This window comes from Defluviimonas sp. SAOS-178_SWC (genome assembly GCF_039830135.1).
Lineage (GTDB): Bacteria > Pseudomonadota > Alphaproteobacteria > Rhodobacterales > Rhodobacteraceae > Albidovulum.
Genome location: NZ_CP156081.1, coordinates 939,784 through 959,762, shown reverse-complemented (window position 1 = coordinate 959,762; position 19,979 = coordinate 939,784). Strand labels below are relative to the sequence as shown.

Annotated in this window: 19 protein-coding genes; 10 read left to right on the top strand and 9 right to left on the bottom strand. The window is 64.5% G+C overall.

Going from position 1 to position 19,979, the window contains the following annotated elements; all coding sequences use genetic code 11:
* From V5734_RS05685 to V5734_RS05675, 3 genes are read left to right on the top strand one after another with little or no spacing between them, the layout of a single operon-like run.
* Positions 1-753, top strand: coding sequence for an ABC transporter permease (locus tag V5734_RS05685; protein WP_347312533.1), 753 nt, complete (start codon positions 1-3; stop codon positions 751-753).
* Positions 754-797: 44 nt separating this feature from the next.
* The gene (locus V5734_RS05680; RefSeq protein ID WP_347312532.1) at positions 798-2,330 is read left to right on the top strand and encodes an acyl--CoA ligase; all 1,533 of its coding nucleotides are present in this window, start codon (positions 798-800) and stop codon (positions 2,328-2,330) included.
* 11 nt (positions 2,331-2,341) lie between these two features.
* The gene (locus V5734_RS05675) at positions 2,342-3,319 is read left to right on the top strand and encodes a 2-dehydropantoate 2-reductase (protein ID WP_347312531.1); all 978 of its coding nucleotides are present in this window, start codon (positions 2,342-2,344) and stop codon (positions 3,317-3,319) included.
* A 194-nt stretch (positions 3,320-3,513) separates the two neighbouring features.
* Here the strand turns inward: V5734_RS05675 and V5734_RS05670 are convergent, their stop codons facing one another.
* From V5734_RS05670 to V5734_RS05645, 6 genes are all read right to left on the bottom strand, one after another.
* Entirely contained in the window at positions 3,514-3,927 is a 414-nt protein-coding gene (locus V5734_RS05670; RefSeq protein WP_347312530.1) for a universal stress protein, read from the bottom strand.
* Between the two features lie 154 nt (positions 3,928-4,081).
* On the bottom strand, positions 4,082-4,528 hold the full coding sequence (locus V5734_RS05665) for a group II truncated hemoglobin (protein ID WP_347312529.1): 447 nt from the start codon (positions 4,526-4,528) through the stop codon (positions 4,082-4,084).
* Positions 4,529-4,553: 25 nt separating this feature from the next.
* Positions 4,554-5,444, bottom strand: coding sequence for a bifunctional methylenetetrahydrofolate dehydrogenase/methenyltetrahydrofolate cyclohydrolase FolD (gene folD, locus V5734_RS05660; protein WP_347311097.1), 891 nt, complete (start codon positions 5,442-5,444; stop codon positions 4,554-4,556).
* 10 nt (positions 5,445-5,454) lie between these two features.
* Positions 5,455-6,345 carry a bifunctional 5,10-methylenetetrahydrofolate dehydrogenase/5,10-methenyltetrahydrofolate cyclohydrolase gene (locus V5734_RS05655; protein ID WP_347311098.1) on the bottom strand — a complete coding sequence of 297 codons (891 nt, stop codon included), beginning with the start codon at positions 6,343-6,345 and terminating at the stop codon, positions 5,455-5,457.
* A 149-nt stretch (positions 6,346-6,494) separates the two neighbouring features.
* Complete coding sequence (locus V5734_RS05650) at positions 6,495-8,171, bottom strand: formate--tetrahydrofolate ligase (protein ID WP_347311099.1); 1,677 nt, start codon at positions 8,169-8,171, stop codon at positions 6,495-6,497.
* Positions 8,172-8,434: 263 nt separating this feature from the next.
* Positions 8,435-9,811 (bottom strand): NAD(P)/FAD-dependent oxidoreductase, encoded by a 1,377-nt coding sequence (locus tag V5734_RS05645; RefSeq protein WP_347312528.1) that lies wholly within the window; start codon positions 9,809-9,811, stop codon positions 8,435-8,437.
* 160 nt (positions 9,812-9,971) lie between these two features.
* Between V5734_RS05645 and V5734_RS05640 the strand changes: the two genes are divergently transcribed.
* Positions 9,972-11,267, top strand: a complete 1,296-nt coding sequence (locus V5734_RS05640; protein WP_347312527.1) for an ABC transporter substrate-binding protein — start codon at positions 9,972-9,974, stop codon at positions 11,265-11,267.
* Positions 11,268-11,269: 2 nt separating this feature from the next.
* Here V5734_RS05640 and V5734_RS05635 read toward each other — a convergent pair whose 3' ends face one another.
* Positions 11,270-11,998: a FadR/GntR family transcriptional regulator gene (locus tag V5734_RS05635; RefSeq protein WP_347313580.1), complete on the bottom strand. Its 729-nt coding sequence runs from the start codon at positions 11,996-11,998 to the stop codon at positions 11,270-11,272.
* 130 nt (positions 11,999-12,128) lie between these two features.
* Positions 12,129-13,922, bottom strand: a complete 1,794-nt coding sequence (locus V5734_RS05630; protein ID WP_347312526.1) for an APC family permease — start codon at positions 13,920-13,922, stop codon at positions 12,129-12,131.
* A 360-nt stretch (positions 13,923-14,282) separates the two neighbouring features.
* Between V5734_RS05630 and V5734_RS05625 the strand changes: the two genes are divergently transcribed.
* The 6 genes from V5734_RS05625 to V5734_RS05600 are packed head-to-tail and all read left to right on the top strand — an operon-like array spanning position 14,283 to position 17,605.
* A complete protein-coding gene (locus V5734_RS05625; protein ID WP_347312525.1) occupies positions 14,283-14,573 on the top strand; it encodes a hypothetical protein in 291 nt (96 codons plus the stop codon).
* 1 nt (position 14,574) lies between these two features.
* Positions 14,575-14,955: a hypothetical protein gene (locus tag V5734_RS05620; RefSeq protein WP_347312524.1), complete on the top strand. Its 381-nt coding sequence runs from the start codon at positions 14,575-14,577 to the stop codon at positions 14,953-14,955.
* Between the two features lie 10 nt (positions 14,956-14,965).
* Entirely contained in the window at positions 14,966-15,133 is a 168-nt protein-coding gene (locus V5734_RS05615; protein WP_347312523.1) for a hypothetical protein, read from the top strand.
* A gap of 10 nt (positions 15,134-15,143) precedes the next feature.
* Positions 15,144-16,559, top strand: coding sequence for an APC family permease (locus tag V5734_RS05610; RefSeq protein ID WP_347312522.1), 1,416 nt, complete (start codon positions 15,144-15,146; stop codon positions 16,557-16,559).
* A gap of 60 nt (positions 16,560-16,619) precedes the next feature.
* Positions 16,620-17,315, top strand: coding sequence for a hypothetical protein (locus V5734_RS05605; protein ID WP_347312521.1), 696 nt, complete (start codon positions 16,620-16,622; stop codon positions 17,313-17,315).
* The gene (locus V5734_RS05600; protein ID WP_347312520.1) at positions 17,312-17,605 is read left to right on the top strand and encodes a hypothetical protein; all 294 of its coding nucleotides are present in this window, start codon (positions 17,312-17,314) and stop codon (positions 17,603-17,605) included. Before V5734_RS05605 ends, V5734_RS05600 begins: the two co-directional genes overlap by 4 nt.
* Here V5734_RS05600 and V5734_RS05595 read toward each other — a convergent pair.
* A complete protein-coding gene (locus tag V5734_RS05595) occupies positions 17,599-19,959 on the bottom strand; it encodes a DUF1989 domain-containing protein (RefSeq protein ID WP_347312519.1) in 2,361 nt (786 codons plus the stop codon). The genes V5734_RS05600 and V5734_RS05595 overlap by 7 nt on opposite strands.
* Between the last annotated feature and the right edge of the window lie 20 nt (positions 19,960-19,979).

Below are 19,979 nucleotides of genomic sequence, written 5' to 3'. Positions count from 1 at the left end.
ATGCACCTGTTCGGCGTGAAACTTCCGGCGATGTCCTCGCTCCTCCTCTGGGGCCTTCTTTGGGAGGTCGTGGGCCAGATGAACCTCACCTTCTTCCTGCCGCCGCTGTCGCAGGTCTTCGCGACACTGTTCGAGATCATCGGAACGCCGGCCTTCATGAAAGCGCTCTGGGAAACGGCCTACGCCTTCCTGATGGGGGTCTTCTTCGCGATCGTGATCGGGATTCCGGTCGGCATCCTGATGGGCAAGAGCCGCTTTCTCGACGAATTGCTGCTGCCTTGGGTCAACATCTTCGTCTCCGCCCCTCTGACCGCGCTCGTTCCGGTGCTCATGGTGCTCTTCGGCTTCGGCCTCACCTCGATCATCATCACAACGACGCTTTTCGCGATCTGGATCATCATCCTGAACGCACGCGCGGGCGTCCGGCAGATCAACCGCTCGCTCGTCGACATGGCACGGAGCTTCGGCGCCTCACCCATCGACTCCTTCACCAAGATCTACTTTTGGGCGGCCCTGCCGGAAATTCTCGGCGGCGTGCGCATCGGGGTGATCCGCGCGGTCAAGGGCGTGATCATCGGACAGCTTCTGATTTCCATCGTCGGCTTCGGCGCGCTTTTCGAGCTTTACGCCTCGAACTTCCTGATGGGGCATTTCTGGGCGGTGCTGATCATCCTCTTCGCGCTTGCCTTCTCGATATCCGAGTTTCTGGGCTATCTCGAACGCAAGGTCGCCTATTATGCGGCGAAGCGGTAGGCGCAGGGCGCCGCAGGACGACATTCGCAAGGGAACGGAACGGAATGGCTGAGACTCTCAGGGACATCATCGCGCCGCATGACGCCACGCAGCCAGCGATCGGCGCGCCGGGACGGGACTGGATGAGCTACGGCGCGCTGCGCGATCTTTCGGCGGCGGTCGAAGCCGATCTCCGTGCCAAGGGAGTCGGCGCCAAGGACCGCGTCGCCATCGTCCTGCCGAACGGGCCGGAAATGGCGACGGCTTTCGTCACCATCGCGCAAGCCGCCGCCACCGCGCCGCTCAACCCCTCCTATCGGCAGGAAGAATACGAGTTCTACCTCGAAGACCTGAAGGCGAAGGCACTTGTCGTAAGTGACACCTACGACGGCCCGGCGCTCGCGGCGGCGGAAAAGTTCGGGTTGCTCATTCTGCGCCTGAAAGGCGGCGACGGACCTGCCGGGGCGTTCACGCTTCACATGGATGGCTCCGCCACCCCGGCCTCCGCGGGCAGCCCGGAATCCGACGATGTGGCACTGATCCTCCACACCTCCGGAACGACGTCGCGCCCGAAGATCGTGCCGCTTTTGCATTCGAACATCGCGGCTTCGGCCCAGAATGTCCGCCGGTCGCTCGACCTTTCGCCCGCTGACCGCTGCCTGAACGTCATGCCGCTCTTTCACATCCACGGGCTGATCGCGGCCATTTCGGCGTCGCTCGCGGCAGGCGCTTCGATCTCTTGCGCACCCGGCTTCGATGCGCTCAAGTTCTTCGGCTGGGTGAAGGAGGTCGGCCCCACCTGGTACACGGCGGTGCCGACGATGCACCAGGCGATCCTCGCCCGGGCCGACCGCAACCGCGACGTCATTGCCGGCTCGAAGCTGCGTTTCATCCGGTCTTCGTCCGCCTCCCTGCCCGCCCAGGTCATGACGGCCCTCGCCGACACCTTCGGCGCCCCGGTGGTCGAGGCCTACGGCATGACCGAGGCCGCCCACCAGATGACGTGCAATCCCTTGACGCAGGGCGGCCAGATCCCCGGCTCCGTCGGCCGCGCGGCGGGCCCCCGCGTCCGCATCGCGCACGAGATCGAGAACCGGTTGATCGACGGCACCGGGGAGGTCGTGATCTCCGGGCCCAACATCACGCCGGGCTATGAAGGAAACCCGGAGGCGAACGAAAAGAATTTCTTCATGGCAGAGGGCGCGCGCTGGTTCCGCACCGGCGATCAGGGCGCATTCGACGACAAGGGCTACCTTCGCCTCACCGGACGCCTGAAGGAAATCATCAATCGCGGGGGCGAGAAGATCAGCCCGCTGGAAGTCGACGGAATTCTTCTCGACCATCCGGCGATCGCGCAGGTCGTCACCTTCGCCATGCCGCATGCGAAGCTCGGTGAAGAGGTCGCCGCCGCCGTGATGCTGCGCGAAGGCAGCGCGGCGACCGAGCGCGAGATCCGGGACTTCGCTTCCGGGCGTCTCGCCGATTTCAAGGTGCCCCGACGGATCATCATTCTCGACGAGATTCCGAAAGGTGCGACCGGCAAACTCCAGCGCATCGGATTGGCCGAAAAGCTCGGTCTCGGCGACGGCGCGGCCTGAGGGGGCGGGATATGCGGATCTGTATCTTCGGCGCGGGTGCGATCGGCGGCTACCTCGGCGCGAAGCTTGCGGCGTCCGGGGCGGATGTCAGCCTTGTCGCACGCGGCGCGCATCTCGACGCGATCCGCACGAAGGGCCTGACGCTGATCGAGGACGGCCAGGAAACCTGCCACAAGGTCCGCGCCAGCGCCGATCCGTCGGAGCTTGGCCGGCAGGACTACGTCATACTGACCCTGAAGGCGCATTCGGTGCCGGCCATCGTCGACCGCATGGCCCCGCTTCTCGGACCGTCGAGCACGGTCGTCAGCGGGGTCAACGGTGTGCCGTGGTGGTACTTCCACAAGATCGGCGGGCCGCTGGAAGGCACGCGGCTTCGTTCCGTCGATCCCGGCGACGTGCAGTGGAACGGCATCGGGCCGGACCGCGTCCTTGGTTGCGTCGTCTATCCCGCCGCCGAGGTGACGGAGCCCGGCACCGTCCGCCATATCGAGGGCAACCGCTTCTCTCTCGGCGAACCCGACGGTTCGAAGTCCGACCGCGCGCTCGCCCTCTCCGCCGCGCTGTCCGCCGCCGGGTTGAAAGCGCCCGTTCGCCCGAAGCTGCGGGACGAGATCTGGGTCAAGCTCTGGGGCAACCTGTCGTTCAACCCGATCTCCGCCCTCACCCACGCGACGCTCGACGTGCTCTGCACAGACCCCGGCACAAGAGCGATTGTTCGCGCGATGATGCTGGAGGCGCAGGTGATCGCCGAGAAGCTTGGCGTGACCTTCCCGATCGACGTGGACCGGAGGATCGACGGCGGCGCGGCGGTGGGCGCGCACCGCACGTCGATGCTCCAGGATCTGGAAGCCGGACGGCCAATGGAAATCGACGCGCTCATCGGGTCCGTTCAGGAACTCGGCCGCTTGACCGCTTCGCCGACCCCCACCATCGACCTTGTCCTCGCCCTCGTCCGGCAGCGCGCGGCGGTGGCCCGCGCCGGACACTGACGGGAACCTCTGGCGGTGCGTCTAGGCGCGGGGAGCTTCGCCCCCCGGGAAGGAATACACGGCGGACGCCCTTTACACTCGCCTCCGCAGTCGGCTTCACTGCTCCAGACTGGGCAGACCGCTGTCGAACGGCGTCATGGCGCCGCCTCCGAGGCGGCGACCATGCATTTCATCCCGCGCGTGTTGCGGAAGCTTTAGCGCGCGACCGTAACCGAGCAGTGCGCTTCGCTGGCGACACTGGTCGCGACGGACCCCAGCACAAGCCGCTTCACGCCGCGCTTGTCGCCCGTCCCCATGACGATGTGGTCGTACCCGTTTTCGTCGGCATAGGCGATGATCGCCGGGGCCGCCTCGCGCGAGATAAGCTCGACCGTCCCCACATTCGCCAGACCGTCGGCCTTGGCGGTGCTTTCGGACTGCGCCAGAAGATCCGCGACCTCGGCGTCGGTCCAGTGATTGATCATCGCCCCCCGTGCGGCACCATGCGCGATATTGACGACACAGATCGTCAGCTCGGCACCGGTCAGGCGCGCCAGTTCGACGGCCTTGTGAACCCCCAATGTCGCGTGATCGCTTCCGTCTGTCGGACAAAGAATCTTCTTGGTCATTGCGTAACCTCTCGCTGAAGCCTTGGTTTCAAGCTCTCTCAATGTTCACGGCGCGTCTTTGACATGGGTCAAGTATTCTTCCTGTCATTAAAACCGTGAGACCCCGGATAGCCTCCGCACTCGCGGCGCGCCCGCACCGGACGATGCCGCGCCCCTAGTGCTTTCTCGGCGATTTGTCGGCCGGAGCCGCCATGTCACCGGGCACGCCCCACTCCTTCAGATCGTTGACAAGCATCATGCAGATCTTCCGGAAGGTCGCACGCAGCCGGTCGACCTCTGGCCCCGCCATGCCGTTCTTTTCGAGCGCCCGGTCCATGCAGGTCAGCCAGTCCTCGGCATCCTGCACCGAAATCGGCACATGGGTATGCATGCGGCGCAGGTCCATATGGCCGTGCTTTTCCATGTAGTAGCGGCGCCCGCCGAGGAAACCGCTGAGAAAATTGAACTGTTCCTCGCGGACATGGGCAAGGCCATGCCCGCGCAGGTGCAGCTTTCTCAGGTTCTCCCCTTCGGGCAGAACCTCGATGAAATCGTAGAAATCCTCGACGAGGGACCGCAGCGCCGTTTCGCCGCCCAGTGTGTCGACCATGCGATCGGACATGACAGATCCTCCTCAGATTGGCTCCCTACGCAGTGAGGCCTTCTGGTTCGTTGATTCCGTTTACGCGGCATGCGGCGGTGAGGGTGTTTGCGAGGAGGCAGGCGATGGTCATGGGGCCGACGCCTCCGGGGACGGGGGTGATGGCGCCGGCGACCTTGGCGCAGCTCTCGAAGTCGGCATCGCCGACGAGCTTCGTCTTGCCGTCCCGCTCGATGCGGTTGATGCCGACATCGATCACGGTGGCGCCTGGCTTGACCCAGTCGCCCTTGATCATCTCGGGCCGGCCGACGGCGGCGACGAGGATGTCGGCGCGGCGGCAGACCACGCCGAGGTCCTTCGTGCGGCTGTGCGCGATCGTCACCGTGCAGCTGTCGCCGAGAAGAAGCTGCGCCATCGGCTTGCCGACGATGTTCGAGCGGCCGACCACGACCGCGTCCATCCCGGCGAGCGACCCGTGGTGGTCGCGCAGCATCATCAGACAGCCCAAGGGCGTGCAGGGCACCATCGACTTCTGCCCGGTGCCAAGAAGCCCGACATTCGAGATGTGGAACCCGTCGACATCCTTCGCCGGGTCGATCGTGTTGATCACGAGGTCGGAGTTCAGGTGCTTCGGCAAGGGCAGCTGCACCAGGATCCCGTGCACCGCCGGATCGGCGTTCAGCCGTGCGATCAGCGCCAGGAGATCGGCCTCCGAGGTCTCCGCCGGCAGCTTGTGCTCGTAGGAGTTCATCCCCGCCTCGACCGTCGACTTGCCCTTCGAGCGGACATAGACCTCGCTCGCCGGATCCTCGCCGACCAGAACCACCGCGAGGCCCGGCGTGATCCCGTTCTCTTCCTTCAGCCGCGCGACATGGGCCGCGACCTCGCCCCGCACCCTGGCCGCAAAGGCCTTGCCGTCGATGATCTTCGCACTCATTCCGATCTCCTCAATTCGCAATCGCATAGGCATCGCGGTACTGCGCCTTCTGCAGCCGCGTCGCAAGAACCGCATTCTTCATCAGCATCGCCACCGTGACCGGCCCGACGCCGCCCGGAACCGGCGTGATCCAGCCCGCCACCTCGGCGCAGCTGCCGTAATCGGCGTCACCCACCGTGCGCGGCCCCTCCGGCGTCTCGATCCGGTTGATGCCGATATCGATCAGCGCCGCGCCCGGTTGCAGCATCGCGCCGGTGACAAGGCCGGGCTTGCCCACCGCGACGAAGACCGCATCGGCCCGGCGCGAATGCACCGCCACCTGCCGCGTCATGTGATGGCAGACCGTCACCGTCGCGCCCAGCCCCATCATCAGGAAGGCGATCGGCTTGCCGACGATCTCGGAATGGCCGATCACCGTCACGTCGAGCCCCTCGATCTTCAGGGGGAGGGTCTTCAGGATCTCCACCGCCGCCACCGCCGTGCAAGGGCCGAGCGCCAGGTCGTTGTAGACGATATTGCCGATCGAGGCCGGGTGCATGCCCTCGACATCCTTCAGGGGATGGATGGCGCGCTGCAGCTCCTTCACTGGGATATGCGCCGGCAGCGGACGCTGGATGATGATGCCGTTCACGCGCGGATCGGCGTTCAGCCCGTGCAGGACCCCGGTCAGCTGCTCAAGCGAGATGTCGGGCGGATAGGTCCGCGCCTCGAAGGCCACACCGGCACCGTCGGCCTGCTTCTGCTGGTTGCGGACGTAAAGCTCCGCCGCCGCGACATCCCCGACCGAGATCGAGACGAGCCGCGGCGCCCAGCCCTCGCCCGAAAGGTGCGCCGCCTCCGCCGCGACCTCGGCCAGCATGCGCCGCGCAATCGCCCTGCCGTCGATGATCGTCGCACTCATCCGCCGCCGGTTCCCTTGTCCGCCAGGCCCGACGCGCATCCGCCCCGGCCCTGCCTGCCTCTTCGTTGCCCGAATTCCCCGCGGTGGGGGGAGGGGCGTCCATCGGCCCGCCGATGGGCGGCGGGGGGCGAAGCCCCCCTGCCTTTGCCTTAGAACAGGCCCTCGACATGGCCCGCGTCGTTCAGCCGGATCACCTCCGCCGACGGCACCTTGGGCAGGCCCGGCATGGTCATGATCTCGCCGCAGATCACCACGATGAACCCCGCCCCGGCGCTGAGCCGCACCTCGCGCACCGGCACCGAATGACCCGTCGGCGCGCCCCGCACGTTCGGATCGGTGGTGAAGCTGTACTGGGTCTTGGCCATGCAGACCGGCAGATGGCCGTAGCCCGCCGCCTCCCAGGCCTTCAGCTGCTCGCGCACCGACTTGTCGGCGATCACCTCGTCGGCGTGGTAGATCCGCTTCGCGATGGTCTCGATCTTCTGGAAGAGCGGCATCTCGTCGGGATAGAGCGGCGCGAAGTTCGCCGAACCGCCCTCCGCCATCTCCACAACCTTCCGCGCGAGATCCTCGATCCCGGCCGACCCGTTCGCCCAGTGCTTGCACAGGATCGCCTCGGCGCCCTGCTCGGCGACATAGGCCTTCACCGCCGCGATCTCGGCATCGGTGTCGCTGTAGAAGTGGTTGATCGCCACCACCACCGGCACCCCGAACGACTTCACGTTGGCGATGTGGCGGCCGAGGTTCGGGCAGCCCTTCTGCACCGCCGCCACGTTCTCCGCCCCGAGATCGGCCTTCGCCACCCCGCCGTTCATCTTCATCGCCCGCACCGTCGCCACGATCACCGCCGCCGCCGGCTTCAGACCCGCCTTGCGGCACTTGATGTCGAAGAATTTCTCCGCCCCGAGATCGGCCCCGAAGCCGGCCTCGGTCACCACATACTCACCCAGCTTCAGCGCCGTCTTCGTCGCGATCACCGAGTTGCAGCCATGCGCGATATTGGCGAAGGGGCCGCCATGCACGAAGGCCGGGTTGTTCTCCAGCGTCTGCACCAGGTTCGGCTGCATCGCGTCCTTCAGAAGCACCGTCATCGCCCCGTCGGCCTTGATGTCGCGGGCGTAGACCGGCGTCTTGTCGCGGGTATAGGCCACCACGATGTCGCCGAGCCGCTTCTGCAGATCCTCAAGATCCTTCGACAGGCACAGGATCGCCATCACCTCGGAGGCCACCGTGATGTCGAACCCGGTCTGGCGCGGGAAGCCGTTCGACACGCCGCCAAGGCTCACCACGATGTCCCGAAGCGCCCGGTCGTTCATGTCCATCACCCGCCGCCAGCTCACCCGCCGCGCGTCGATCTGGAGCGCGTTGCCCCAGTAGATGTGGTTGTCGATCATCGCGGAAAGCAGGTTGTGCGCGCTCGTGATCGCGTGGAAGTCGCCGGTGAAGTGAAGGTTCATCTCCTCCATCGGCACCACCTGCGCGTAGCCGCCCCCGGCCGCCCCGCCCTTCATCCCGAAGTTCGGCCCCAGCGACGCCTCGCGGATGCAGATCACCGCCTTCTTGCCGATCCGGTTCAACCCGTCGCCAAGACCCACCGTCGTCGTCGTCTTGCCCTCGCCCGCAGGCGTCGGGTTGATCGCCGTCACCAGAACCAGCTTGCCGTCCTTCCGACCCTCCAGAGACCGGATGAACGCCTGGCTCACCTTCGCCTTGTCATGACCGTAGGGCAGAAGATGCTCCGAAGGAATCCCGAGCTTGTCCCCGATCTCCATGATCGGACGCTTCCGCGCTTCCCGCGCAATCTCAATATCCGTCTTGAACGCCATGTCTCGTTTCCCTCTTGGACGCTTGGCCGCTCCTGGCTGAGGCGGCGGATCCGTTTATGCCGGGCTGCCGTGGACGGCCCGCTCTCATTCCCAAGGATAAAATAATATTCGCATTGGTCAAATGAACGTTGTCCCGTTCAGCCCCAAGATTTTGACGGCTTACCCGGCGCTGAACGACGCCAACCGGCGCCGGAGCCATCAAAGCGAATGTCCCGGCGGGGCATCGCGCCCGCCGGGACGGCGTTTCGTCGGCCCAGACCGCCCTATTCGGCCGGCTCGGTCTGACGGCTTTCGGCTTCGTTCCTGAGGTAGGATTCCATCGAGTCGTCGAGGGCGTCCTTCCACGGTGTGTGATGGACCGGCGCCATCGTCCCGGTGATGACCGAGCGGTAGCGGTTGTTCCGGAAGCCCATGATGTCTTCCTTCTTGTGGTCCTTCCACTCGAAGAAGGCTTCGCAGGCGCCATCCACGTCGAAGGACGGGTAGTCCGTCTCGGCGATCAGTTCCTTCACGTAGTCGCCCTGGTAGTGGATGGCGTCATGAGCATCCTTGCCGGCATCCTCGCCCGCCACGCGGTTTTCGACGTCCTTCACGAGAACCGCCTTGTCGGTCGGGATCGCGATGCGGCCCATGATCGCGTCGCGGACCCACCAGGCCTGCGCGTCGAACATGTTGAAGGTGAACCACTGGTCCTGCATGCCGACATAGAAGAGCTTGGGGTTATGCACCCAGACCACGCCCTTGTAGAGATCGGCGGCAGCCAGGCGGTTCGCGGTCTTCAGGCGCAGATCGTCGGGCAGGAACGGGAAGTGGTGCTTGTAGCCGGTGCAGAGGATGACCGCATCGACCTTCTTCGAGGTGCCGTCGGCGAAATAGGCGGTATCCTCGTCCATCCGCTCAAGCTTCGGCACTTCCTTCCAGTTGTCCGGCCATTTGAAACCCATCGGCGCGTTGCGGTAGGCGACCGTGATCGACTTGGCGCCGTATTTCCAGCACTGCGAGCCGATGTCTTCGGCCGAATAGGAGGAGCCGAGCAGCAGCAGATCCTTGCCCGCGAATTCCCGCGCGTCGCGGAAATCGTGCGCGTGGAGGACGCGGCCGTTGAACTTGTCGAAGCCGGGGTATTCGGGAACGTTCGGCACCGAGAAGTGGCCGGAAGCGACGATGACGTTGTCGAACTCCTCGTCATACATGCGGTCGTTGACGAGGTCATGGGCGGTGACGGTGAAGTTGCCCTTGTCCTCGTTGTATTTCACCATTCGGATCGTGGTGGAGAACCGGATCCAGTCACGCACGCCCGCCTTTTTCACACGGCCCTGGATGTAGTCGAAGAGAACGGCGCGCGGCGGGTAGCTGGCGATCTGCTTGCCGAAATGCTCCTCGAAGGAATAGTCGGCGAATTCCAGACCCTCCTTCGGGCCGTTCGACCAGAGATAGCGATACATCGAGCAATGGACCGGCTCGCCATACTCGTCGAGGCCGGTGCGCCAGGTGTAGTTCCACAGACCGCCCCAGTTCGACTGCTTCTCGAAACAGACGATGTCGGGGATCTCGGCCCCATTCTTCTTGGCGGACTGAAAGGCTCTGAGTTGCGCAAGACCCGAGGGTCCGGCGCCGATGATGGCCACGCGTTTTGTCAATTCAACCTCCTGTGGTATGGACCAATCCTGTCGCTTTGGTGCTTTTGGTTCGGACCAGATTGACGAACCGGCTTACCGCCTGTCAATAATATTATTTGCCCGCAGGTAATCTTTTGCGCAGAATGCCGGGCATTGGCGGGTAAACCGCTAGGCTGACGTGATGAGCACCGGAAGTTTCGCCCAAAGAATAGCCGTACGCGGCACCCTTGCCCGCCTGACCACAGGCGTCGCGGACTCGATCGGAATCGGGTTTCTGGCACCTCTCAGTGGACCGGTTCAGTCATGGGGCCGTCCCGGGCTGAACGGCTGCGAGATCTGGACCGAAAGCGTGAACCGCGCAGGCGGCCTCTCGATCGGTGGCTTGCGGCATCCGGTGCGCCTTGTGCCCTTCGATTGCCGGTATGACGCGGGGCTCGCGCTCGAAGGGGTGCGCAAGCTGGTGCAGGACAGCGACGTGAAGCTTCTCCTGACGCTCGGGGGCGACACGCTTTCGCCGGTGATCGACTACCTGACCGACCGCAAGCTTTTGACCGCGACGCTCCTGCCGAGCGATCTTTCGCCCGACACACCCTACCTGATCGCGCCGAGCGAATCGCATCCGATCTATACCGTCACCGGCATTGACTGGCTGGCGCGCACCCGACCCGATCTGAAACGGATCGCGCTCTGCGCGCAGACCGACGCGCTGGGGCTCCCTTCGCTCGCGACCTACCGCGCGGCCTGCGCGGCGGCGGGAATCGAGGTGGTGCGCGAGATCCGCTATGACCCGCATGGCGGCGATGCGGGCGCGATCGTCGCGGCGATGATGGCCGACGCGCCGGACATCCTGTGCTGGTCCACAAGCTACACGCCGATGGTTCACGCGCTGACCGAGGCGGCGTATGCGGCCGGGTTCGCGGGCCAGCTGATCTCCTGCACGCTCGACGACTACCCCCGGCTCTTCGCCCGGACCTCGGCCGATTTCATGGACGGGTTCGTCTTCCAGTTCCCGGATTTCGACGATCCCGCGCTTGCCGAAAAGGCGTTCTTCTTCAACCGGCCCAAGGATTTCTACGATGAGTACCAGCGCCGGTTTCCTGGAAGCTGGTCGGCGGTATCCTGGGAATACGCGGCGATCCTCGATATCTGGCGGACGGCCGTGGAACATGCCGGCAGCGTCAACTCGCTGTCGGTTCTGGCGGCCATGAAGCAATCGGGCGCGGTCATGCACGCCTTCGGACCGGCGACGTGGTGGGGGTCCGAGATCTTCGGGGTCGACAATGCGTTGATCGGCGACTGGCCGGTGGTGCAGATCCGGAACGCGAAGGCGCGGATCGTCGAGTTCGGCTCCATCCCCGCCTGGCTTGAGCGTCATGGCCCCCTGCTCCGGGCGCAGATGGTCGAGCTTGGCCAGATGTGGGACCAGCGGCAGGTCCGCACGCTGCGCAATCTGACGCCCGGCCGCCAGTTCGGCTGACCTCACGCCTCTTGGAGCAGGAGCTTCTGTTCCTCGATCAGGTGCAGCTTGATGAACTCGACGGCTGCCTCGATGTCGCGCGCGGCGATGGCGTTGAAGAGCGTGTTGTAGCGCTGCTGGTAGTCGCTGATCCGTTTCGGCGTCAGATACCGGCGCAAGAGGGCAGAGCGGAAGTTCTGCCGGCAGGCGTCTATGGTGAGTTCGTAACAGGCGGCAAGCAGCGGGTTGCCGGTGCCGTGCGCGATCTGACGGTAAAGCTGTTCCTCCTGCCGCGCGAAGGCGTTTGCGTCGGTGCGGATCTGCTCCATCTGCGACAGGGTCTCGCCCAGCATCTCGATCTGGCGCGGCGTCATGTTGATGATCGCAAGGCGCACGATTTCCGGTTCGAGAACTCCGCGCACGACGAGGTGTTGCAGCGGGCTTGTATTCGAGGCGAGCGTCGAGGGCGCCGAGTTCCGGCCAACCTCGCTCTGATAGGTGACGAAACTGCCGCTGCCCGCCCGCCTGCGGATCACCCGGCGAGTTTCGAGGACGTCGAGCGCCTCGCGCACCGTGTTGCGCGCGACGCCAAGCTCGGCGGCGAGCGTGCGTTCCGAGGGAAGACGCTCGTCGACTTCGTATTCCTTGGATTCGATCCGGGCGAAGAGGGTGTCGATCACGGTCTTGACCGTGGCGCCGATGGTTTCTTCGGGCGCTTCGGCGGCCTGATTGGGGACATGGCGGGTGGTCACTCGGGTCACTCCCAACATCGTTGCCTTCAGATAAACCGAGTTTGTCGCCGGGCTCAACTCCCATGCGGTCGCCGGAAAAGCCGTGGGCGGCCCTTTTGAGGGGCCGCCCGCCTTGGTTACGGTCGCTCGATCACTCGGGCAGGACGAAGAACCAGTTCGCCCAGAGCACGATGGCGGCCCCGACGATCAGCGCGAGATAGGGCAGAAAGCCCGCCTTGCGCTCGCCAAGATCGCCGTTCGACAGGCCCAGATCCTCCAGCGCCTCGGGCGGGAACTTGCCGCCGTCCTGCACGTAGTGGCGGAACCAGAAGACCGGCAGTATGAGGGCCGCAAAGGCAACGCCGGACCAAAGCGCGCCGGAATAGCCCCACACCTTGGCCCCGGCCCCGAGCAGGAGCGCGTTGACGAAGGCCAGAAGCGTGTTGACCCCGATCAGCCAGGTCGGCGCCTTCCACGGGCGCTTCACATGGCCGGAGTCGATGCGGTGGATCCAGCCGGCATTCAGGTTGAGGAAGTTGAAGGTGAGATAGCCCACGTTCGAGATCGCGAGAACGTAGAAGTAGCCCCCCGCATCCGACGCGAGCGCCAGCAGGAAGAGGTTGAAGCCAAGGTCCGTCCACATCGCGTTGGTCGGCGCGCCGTGGTCGTTGACGTGGCTCAGGTACTTCGGCAGCCAGCCGTCGCGCGAGCCCTGGTAAAGGGTCCGCGAGGAGCCGGCCATCGCCGTCATGATGGCGAGGAACAGTGCCATGATCATCAGGATCACAAACACCTGGGTTACAATGTTCGAATGGCTGACCATCGACCCGAGTGCGGCAGCGATGCCGGTTCCGTCCACGATGCCCGGGTCCAGCATTCCGGCGGCGCCGAAGACGCCCTGGAACGAGAACGGGATGAGGAAGAAGAAGATCATGCACAGAAGGCCCGAGAAGAAGATGGCCTTGAACGTGTCGCGCGCAGGGTCCTTCATTTCGGCCGTGTAGCAGACCGCCGTCTCGAAGCCGTAGGTCGACCAGGCCGCGATGTAGAGCGCGCCGAGGAAGAGCGTCCAGCCGCCGATATTCCAGGATCCCGCATCACCGCCATAGGCGACCGTCGGCGGCACGATATCCGTCACGTTCATGGCGTCGATCGAACCGTTCAGGATCGGCACAACGCCGACGAGGAAAAGCGGCACCAGAACGATCACCGCCAGGATCTTCTGCGCCCGCGCGGTCGAGGCGATGCCCCGGTGCTGGATCGCGAAGATGATCAGCATCAGAATCGCGCCGATCACGAAGGTCGAGTTGAAGTGCAGCGTACCGAGGCCGGGGATGGTGATGTTGAACGCTTCCCAGGCACGGACGGCCGGGGTCAGCGCCTCGATCGCGGCGGCGCTCTGCACGGCGGCGATGGCGTCGTCGGGCGAGGTTCCGGCATTCGCGGCGATATAGTCGATCACCGCCTGGCTTTCGGCGGTGAATTGCGCCCCGTTGGCGGCGATCCAGTCGAGGACCGGCTGGCTGTTCTCTGCGGGGATGCCGAAGAGCGCATTCAGGATGTAGCCGGCCGCGATGGCGCAGCCGAGCGACAGCACCGGCGACCAGGCGAACCAGTTGCACCACACCGACAAGGGCGCGATCATCTTCGAATAGCGCAGCCACGCGGTCGCGCCGTAGACCGAGGTGCCGCCCGACTTGTTGCCGAACATCCCCGCGATTTCGGCATAGGTGAAGGACTGCGAAAAGCCCATGATCATTGACACGATCCAGACGACGAAGGCCGCCTGACCCGCCACGCCGGCGATCCCGCCGATCGAAAATAGCACGAGCGGCGGCACCCCCGCCGCCACCCAAAACGCGCCGCGCCAGTCGAGCGCCCTTTGCAGCTTCCGCGATTCGCCGGAAGCCTCCGTGAACATTGCAGCGTCAGTATCGCTGGGCATCCTGGTTTCCTTTTCCCTGTTGCTGATGCGCCTTCACCGACCGGCGGCGCCACCTTTCCGTTCGCGACGAACAACATCCTGATCGTGTCAGATCGCCCCAGGAACAGTTTGCCGCAGCGATTTCAGGGGTCAAAATATTTCTTGCACGAAATGAATATATCTTTCCCCTAAAGGCCATAAATTTGATGTGCTGAGCAATCAATGAGCGCAGGCAAAATGCGGTCTGGCCTGCCGCAGACCCGCGCGGTCACGCTTGACAGACGGGCGCCGACACTATCTCATCGGTGAAAAATATTTAACCACAGGAGAACGATCGGCGGGCTGTGACCCGTGTCGGGTGCAATCTCAAGGGAGGAGAGAGTGTCAAATCTAACGGAACGCATCGAGAAGATGCATCGGCGTGATGTAATGGTGGCCTGGGCTTTTGTCGTCGTCCTCTGGCTCAGCATCGGGTTCGTGGCCTTGGCGACATGGTCGCTTGCCCCGACGGGTGCGGCGCGGGTCGTGCTGCTGACCGGCGGCGCCACCGTGCTGATCTTCAACACCGCGGCGATCATGGCGATGCTGCGCCACTATCGCGAAGACCGCGATTTCATGTACGGGCTCGACATCAAGTTCCTCGATGCCGCGCGCGCCGCAAGGGGGAAGTGAGATGGCCCGCTACGTACCACCTACCCAAAGCAAGTTCGGCCAGGTCATCGACGTGATCGTGCTTCTGGCAATGACGATCGGCGCGCTTTACATCCCGCTCTGGTTCGGCCTCGCGGGCAGCGCGCATGTCGCGAACGTTGCCGAAAACCCGACATGGGAAAGCCTCGGGCAGAACGAGGTCATGGTCGAGAAATGGACCCAGCTCGGCTATGCCGATCCCGCAGCGGCGGCCGAGCTCATCACCGGGCGCTTCGACTACTCGTTCTCGATCGGCAGCCTGCTCGTCATGATCGTCGTCATCGTCGGCTACTACGCGATCATGCTCCGGTTCTCCGAGAAAGAGTACCGGGATGTTATCGCCGAAAAATTCAACGGAGAGTGAGGGGCCGGTCATGGAAATCTGGAACATACTGGAATACGCGGCCTGGGCGCTTTCCGCCGTCTTCGGGCTTATCATCGTCACGGACTGGCTCAAGACCGACAACACCTATTCGGAAGAGGTCTTGATGTCCTCGCGAGAGGGCGAGCTCGAGGCCATGACCGAAGAGCACAAGATCTGAGGGGACAAAAATGACGGATTTCGACATTACATCCCGTGAGATCGACGGCATGGCGCCGCATGGCACCAAGGTCGGTCTTCTCCGTGTGCTCGGGCCCGCGCATGTCTGGGCGCTTGGCGTCGGCATCGTTCTGGTCGGCGAATACATGGGCTGGAACTTCGCCGTCGGAAAGGGCGGCGCCTATGCCGCGCTGATCGCCTGCTGGTTCGCGGGGCTGCTCTATTCCTGCGTCGCGATGATCGACAGCGAGGTGACCTCGACCGTCGCGGCGGCGGGCGGACAATATACTCAGGCCAAGCACATCGTCGGGCCGCTGATGGCGTTCAACGTCGGCCTGTATCTGGTTTTCGCCTATACGATGCTGGAGGCGGCCAACGCGATCACGGTGGGCTTTCTCATCGACACCGTGGCGGTCATGTCGGGGCATGAAGGGCTCGACCAGAGGCCGTTCATCGTGCTGGCGATCATGTTCCTCGCCTGGCTGAACTACCGCGGCGTGCTGGCGACGCTGACCTTCAGCCTCGTCATCACCGCGATCGCCTTCAGCGCCATCATCATCCTCTTCCTCGCCACGTCGCCCGTCTTCGGAAGCAACGTGTTGCAACACAAGGCGCTGATGACGGATCTGCCCTATGGCTGGCTCGGTATCCTCGCCGCCATGCATTTCGGCCTGTGGTACTACCTCGGGATCGAAGGCACGACGCAGGCGGCCGAGGAAGTCAGGTCGCCGGCGCGCTCCCTGCCCTTCGGGACGCTTGCCGGGATCATGACGCTGCTGATCGCTGCGACGCTGACTTGGTATGTCTGTGTGGGCCTGATGCCGTGGGAATATCTCGGCCAGTCGGGCGTGCCGCTCTTCGACGCCGCGCGGATGTCGGGATCGACCGGGCTGATGGTGCTTCTGGGCATCGGCACGCTCTTCGCGACGCTCGCCTCCGCCAACGGGTGCATCAACGATGCCTCGCGGGCCTGGTTCGCGATGGGGCGCGACCAATACCTGCCGTCGTGGTTCGGCGCGGTGCATCCGACCTACCGGACACCGTACCGGTCGATCATCTTCCTCGTGCCGATCGCGCTGATCTTCGCGCTCGGCGCGCCTCTCGATCAGGTGATCACCTTCTCCATCCTGTCGGGTTTGCTGGAATACACGTTCATGCCGATCAACGTGATCATGTTCCGCAAGAAATGGCCACTCGACGCGATCAAGCGGGGATACGAACATCCGTTCCACCCGATCCCGGCAATCGTGCTCCTGTGCCTCTGCAGCGTCGCCTATTTCGCGGTGTTCCTCGGCTATGGCACCCAGCTTGTCGCGATGATCGCCTTCTACATCATCGTGTCGCTGTGGTTCCACTTCTGGCGCTACCGCTTCGTGCGCCGGGCCGCGCAGTTCACGATGCCGTGGCCGCGCCCGAACGGCTACTGAGCCATCAAGGAAACCGGACGGCCCGCCTCCGCGGCGGGCCGCTCCATTCGGGAGGGGAAAATGGAAAATCTGGGCCTGGGGATTCTCTCCGCGCTTCTCGGGATCGGCATGGTCGTCTTGGCGGTCCTGACACACAGAGCCAGCCGGACCCGCCAGAGCCTGCGCCACGCCTATCTCGGCGACTGCGCCGGTCTCTTCGACAACGCCCGGCTTGCCGCGATCCCGGGGAGATTTCCCCGTCTGAACGGCCACTACCGGGGTCATCTTTTCGACATTCAGGCGGTGCCCGACACGCTGACATTCCGCAAGCTGCCCGCGCTCTGGGTGCTCGTCACGCTGCCCGCGCCCCTGCCGCTGCGCGCGACGCTCGACTTCATGGTCCGGTCCACCGGGATCGAACCCTTTTCGAATTTCCAGACCCTGCCCGATCAGATCGCCCCCCCTCCCGGCTTTCCTGAGGATTGCCGCTTGCGCACGGACGACCCGACAGAGCTGCCGCCGCAATCCGTCCTGATCCCGCATGCGGCGATCTTCGACGACCCGCGGGTGAAGGAACTCGTCCTGTCGCCGAAGGGGCTGCGCATCACCTTTCTGGCTGAAGAAGCCAACCGCGGCCGCTATCTCATCTTCCGGGATGCCGAACTTGGCGCAGTGCCACTGCCGCGCCGCGATCTTGTCGCCCATCTCGACGCGCTGGTATCGCTCAAGGCGGATATCCTGGACCTTGAAGCCGCGCCGGAAAGAAAATCCGCATGACACAGACGAAACCCCCGGCCAATCCCTACCTGGTCCTGATCGCCGGCCTGGTCCTTCCCGGCAGCGGTCAGGTTCTGAACCGGCAGCCCGTCCGCGGCCTCGTCTTTGTCTTCTTCATCCTGCTTCTGGGGGGCTACACACTCAAGACCGCAGCCCCCGACGTCTCGATTGTCGGAAAACTCGCCGGCGGCATCTTCGTCTATGCCATGGCGGTGTTCGACGCCTACAAGCAGGCGCGGGTCCGGGCTGAGGTCTGGCGTCACGCCCGGACGGCTCGGCCCGGTCAGTAGTTGCCCTTCACCCGCTCCTTCGTCGGGTCGAAATGCGGGAAGGGCACGACGACAGCCTTGAGACGCTTCTGATCGCCGTCGAGCCGGCCGACCTCAAGCGCCGTTCCCGGCTCCGCATGGGTGACGTCGACGCGGGCCAGCGCGATGACCTTGCCGAGGATCGGGGATTTCACCGCCGAGGTCACGATGCCGATCTGCGGTTTGCCGAAATGCACACAATCGCCGGGCGTGGGCACGATCCCGCCCTCCAGATCCAGGCCGACCAGCTTCTTCTGCGGATTGGCCTTGCGTGCCTCGAGCGCGGCACGGCCGATGAAATCGTCGGCCTTCGACTTCAGCGGCACGGCGAAGCCGATCCCGGCCTCCATCGGGTCGGTCTGATCGTCGAATTCCGATCCGGCGAAGATCAGGCCGGATTCGATCCGGAGCATGTCGAGTGCCTTGAGGCCAAGCGGGATCATCCCCATCGGCTCGCCCGCCGCCCAGATCGCATCGAAGACCGCTTCGGCATCTTTCGGATGGCAGAAGACCTCATAGCCAAGCTCGCCCGAATAGCCGGTCCGGCTGACCACGACCGCCGGGCCGTCGAACCCGTGCAGCCGGCCGATGGTCAGGCGGAACCAGCCCAGTTCGTCGACCGTTGCCTGGGCGGGCGGCGTCCAGATCACCTGCTTGAGGATGTCGCGCGAAAGGGGGCCCTGCACCGCGACGTTGCAATGATGATCCGTCGAAGTGCGCACCCAGGCGTTCAGCCCGCGCTCCTCTGCCTGCTTTCGGAGCCAGAGACCCGACTGGTCATTACCGCCGATCCAGCGGAAGTTCGTCTCGCCCAGACGGAAGACCGTGCCGTCGTCGATCATGCCGCCGTGGTCGTAGCACATGGCGGTGTAGACGATGCCGCCGACGGGCAGTTTCTTCATGTCGCGGGTGACGCAAACCTGCATCAGCGCCTCGGCGTCGGGGCCCGTCACCTCGTATTTGCGCAAGGGCGAGAGGTCCATGACGACCGCTTTTTCGCGCGCCGCCCAGTATTCGGCCGTGGCGCCGTGGTTCGTCATCTCGCTCGGCAGCCAGTAGCCGTTGTATTCGACGAAGTTCCGCGTGTGGCGCGCGAAGCAGTCGTGGAACCCGGTCTTTTTCGTCTCTTCCAAGTCAGCCCCCGGTGTTTTGCGCCAGCCAATCGAGCGCTTGAAATCTTCGGTCTTGTCGTAGAGCCGCACCTGGATGTCGGTCGGGTTCCAGCCGTTGGCCGGATCGATATCGCAGGGACAGGCCGTCGAGACGCAGACGAGATCGGTCAGCGCCCTGAGAAGCACGTAGTCGCCCGGACGCGACCACGGATCGTCCATGCCGATCGCGTGGGTGTCGTCCAGAAGCGTGTTGAAGAAGTAGTTGATCGCCGGCCACCCGCCCCTCGGGCGGATGCCGAAGGCTGCGAGTTCGCGGTTGATGTTGTCGGAACAGTTGACATGGCCGGGATAGCCCAGATCCTCGTAATAACGCGCGGTGCAGGCCAGCCCGAACGTGTCGTGGCGCCCAACCGTGTCCTGCACGATCTCGATCAGCGGTTCCTGGTCGACGGTAAAGTATTTCGCGTGCAGGCCCGGCATCGGATAGAGCGATCCCATCAGCGAACGGGTCGTCGTCGGATCGATCTCGCGTTCGATCCCCTTGTCGAGCGCACGGAGCGAGAAGGCCTGGAAGTCGGTGCACTCCCTGCCCTTGACGTCAAGGATCTGAATGAACTGCCCGGCCTTCACCACGTAGGGAAGCGCCTGGCCCGGCTTGATATTCTCGTCGAGTAGCGGGTCGGCCAGGGGATCGGGCGCGGTCAACTGATCCTTGCCTTTCGGCAGAACTGCGCGGCGGATGTAGAGCACGACCTCGGTCGGAGCCCAGTGGTCCTGCGGCTCCATCGCCCCGCCCGCGGCGCAGACGATCAGGAGACCGTCGACGGACGAGATGAACGTCGCCGTGTCGCCGGGGCGCGAGCCGTCTTCGAACACGCGCGCGGCGTCTGCCTTGCCAAGATCGAATCCGGACTTTTCCAGCGCGCGCACGACCTTGCGCCCGGACGGATCGGACAGGAGCGCCGCTTTGAGACCTTTCGGATCGCGCCCGCCCTTCGCGCCGATCATCGCCGCGTCCGACCTGCCGTCATGGGAAAAAACCACAAGCTCGACGGGCTGAAGCCCCTCGCGGTCCTGGATCGTGATCTCGTCGCCCTTGAAGACCGGCACGGCGCGGCTGCCGCCGCCCGGCACCGGATGCCGTTCGACGCCTGGCGGAAGGACGGGAAGTCCGGGGATGAGAACCCCGGCCCGTTCGAAGGGTCTTTCCAGAATGGCTTGCATGGCGGTCCTGTGCTGAAACG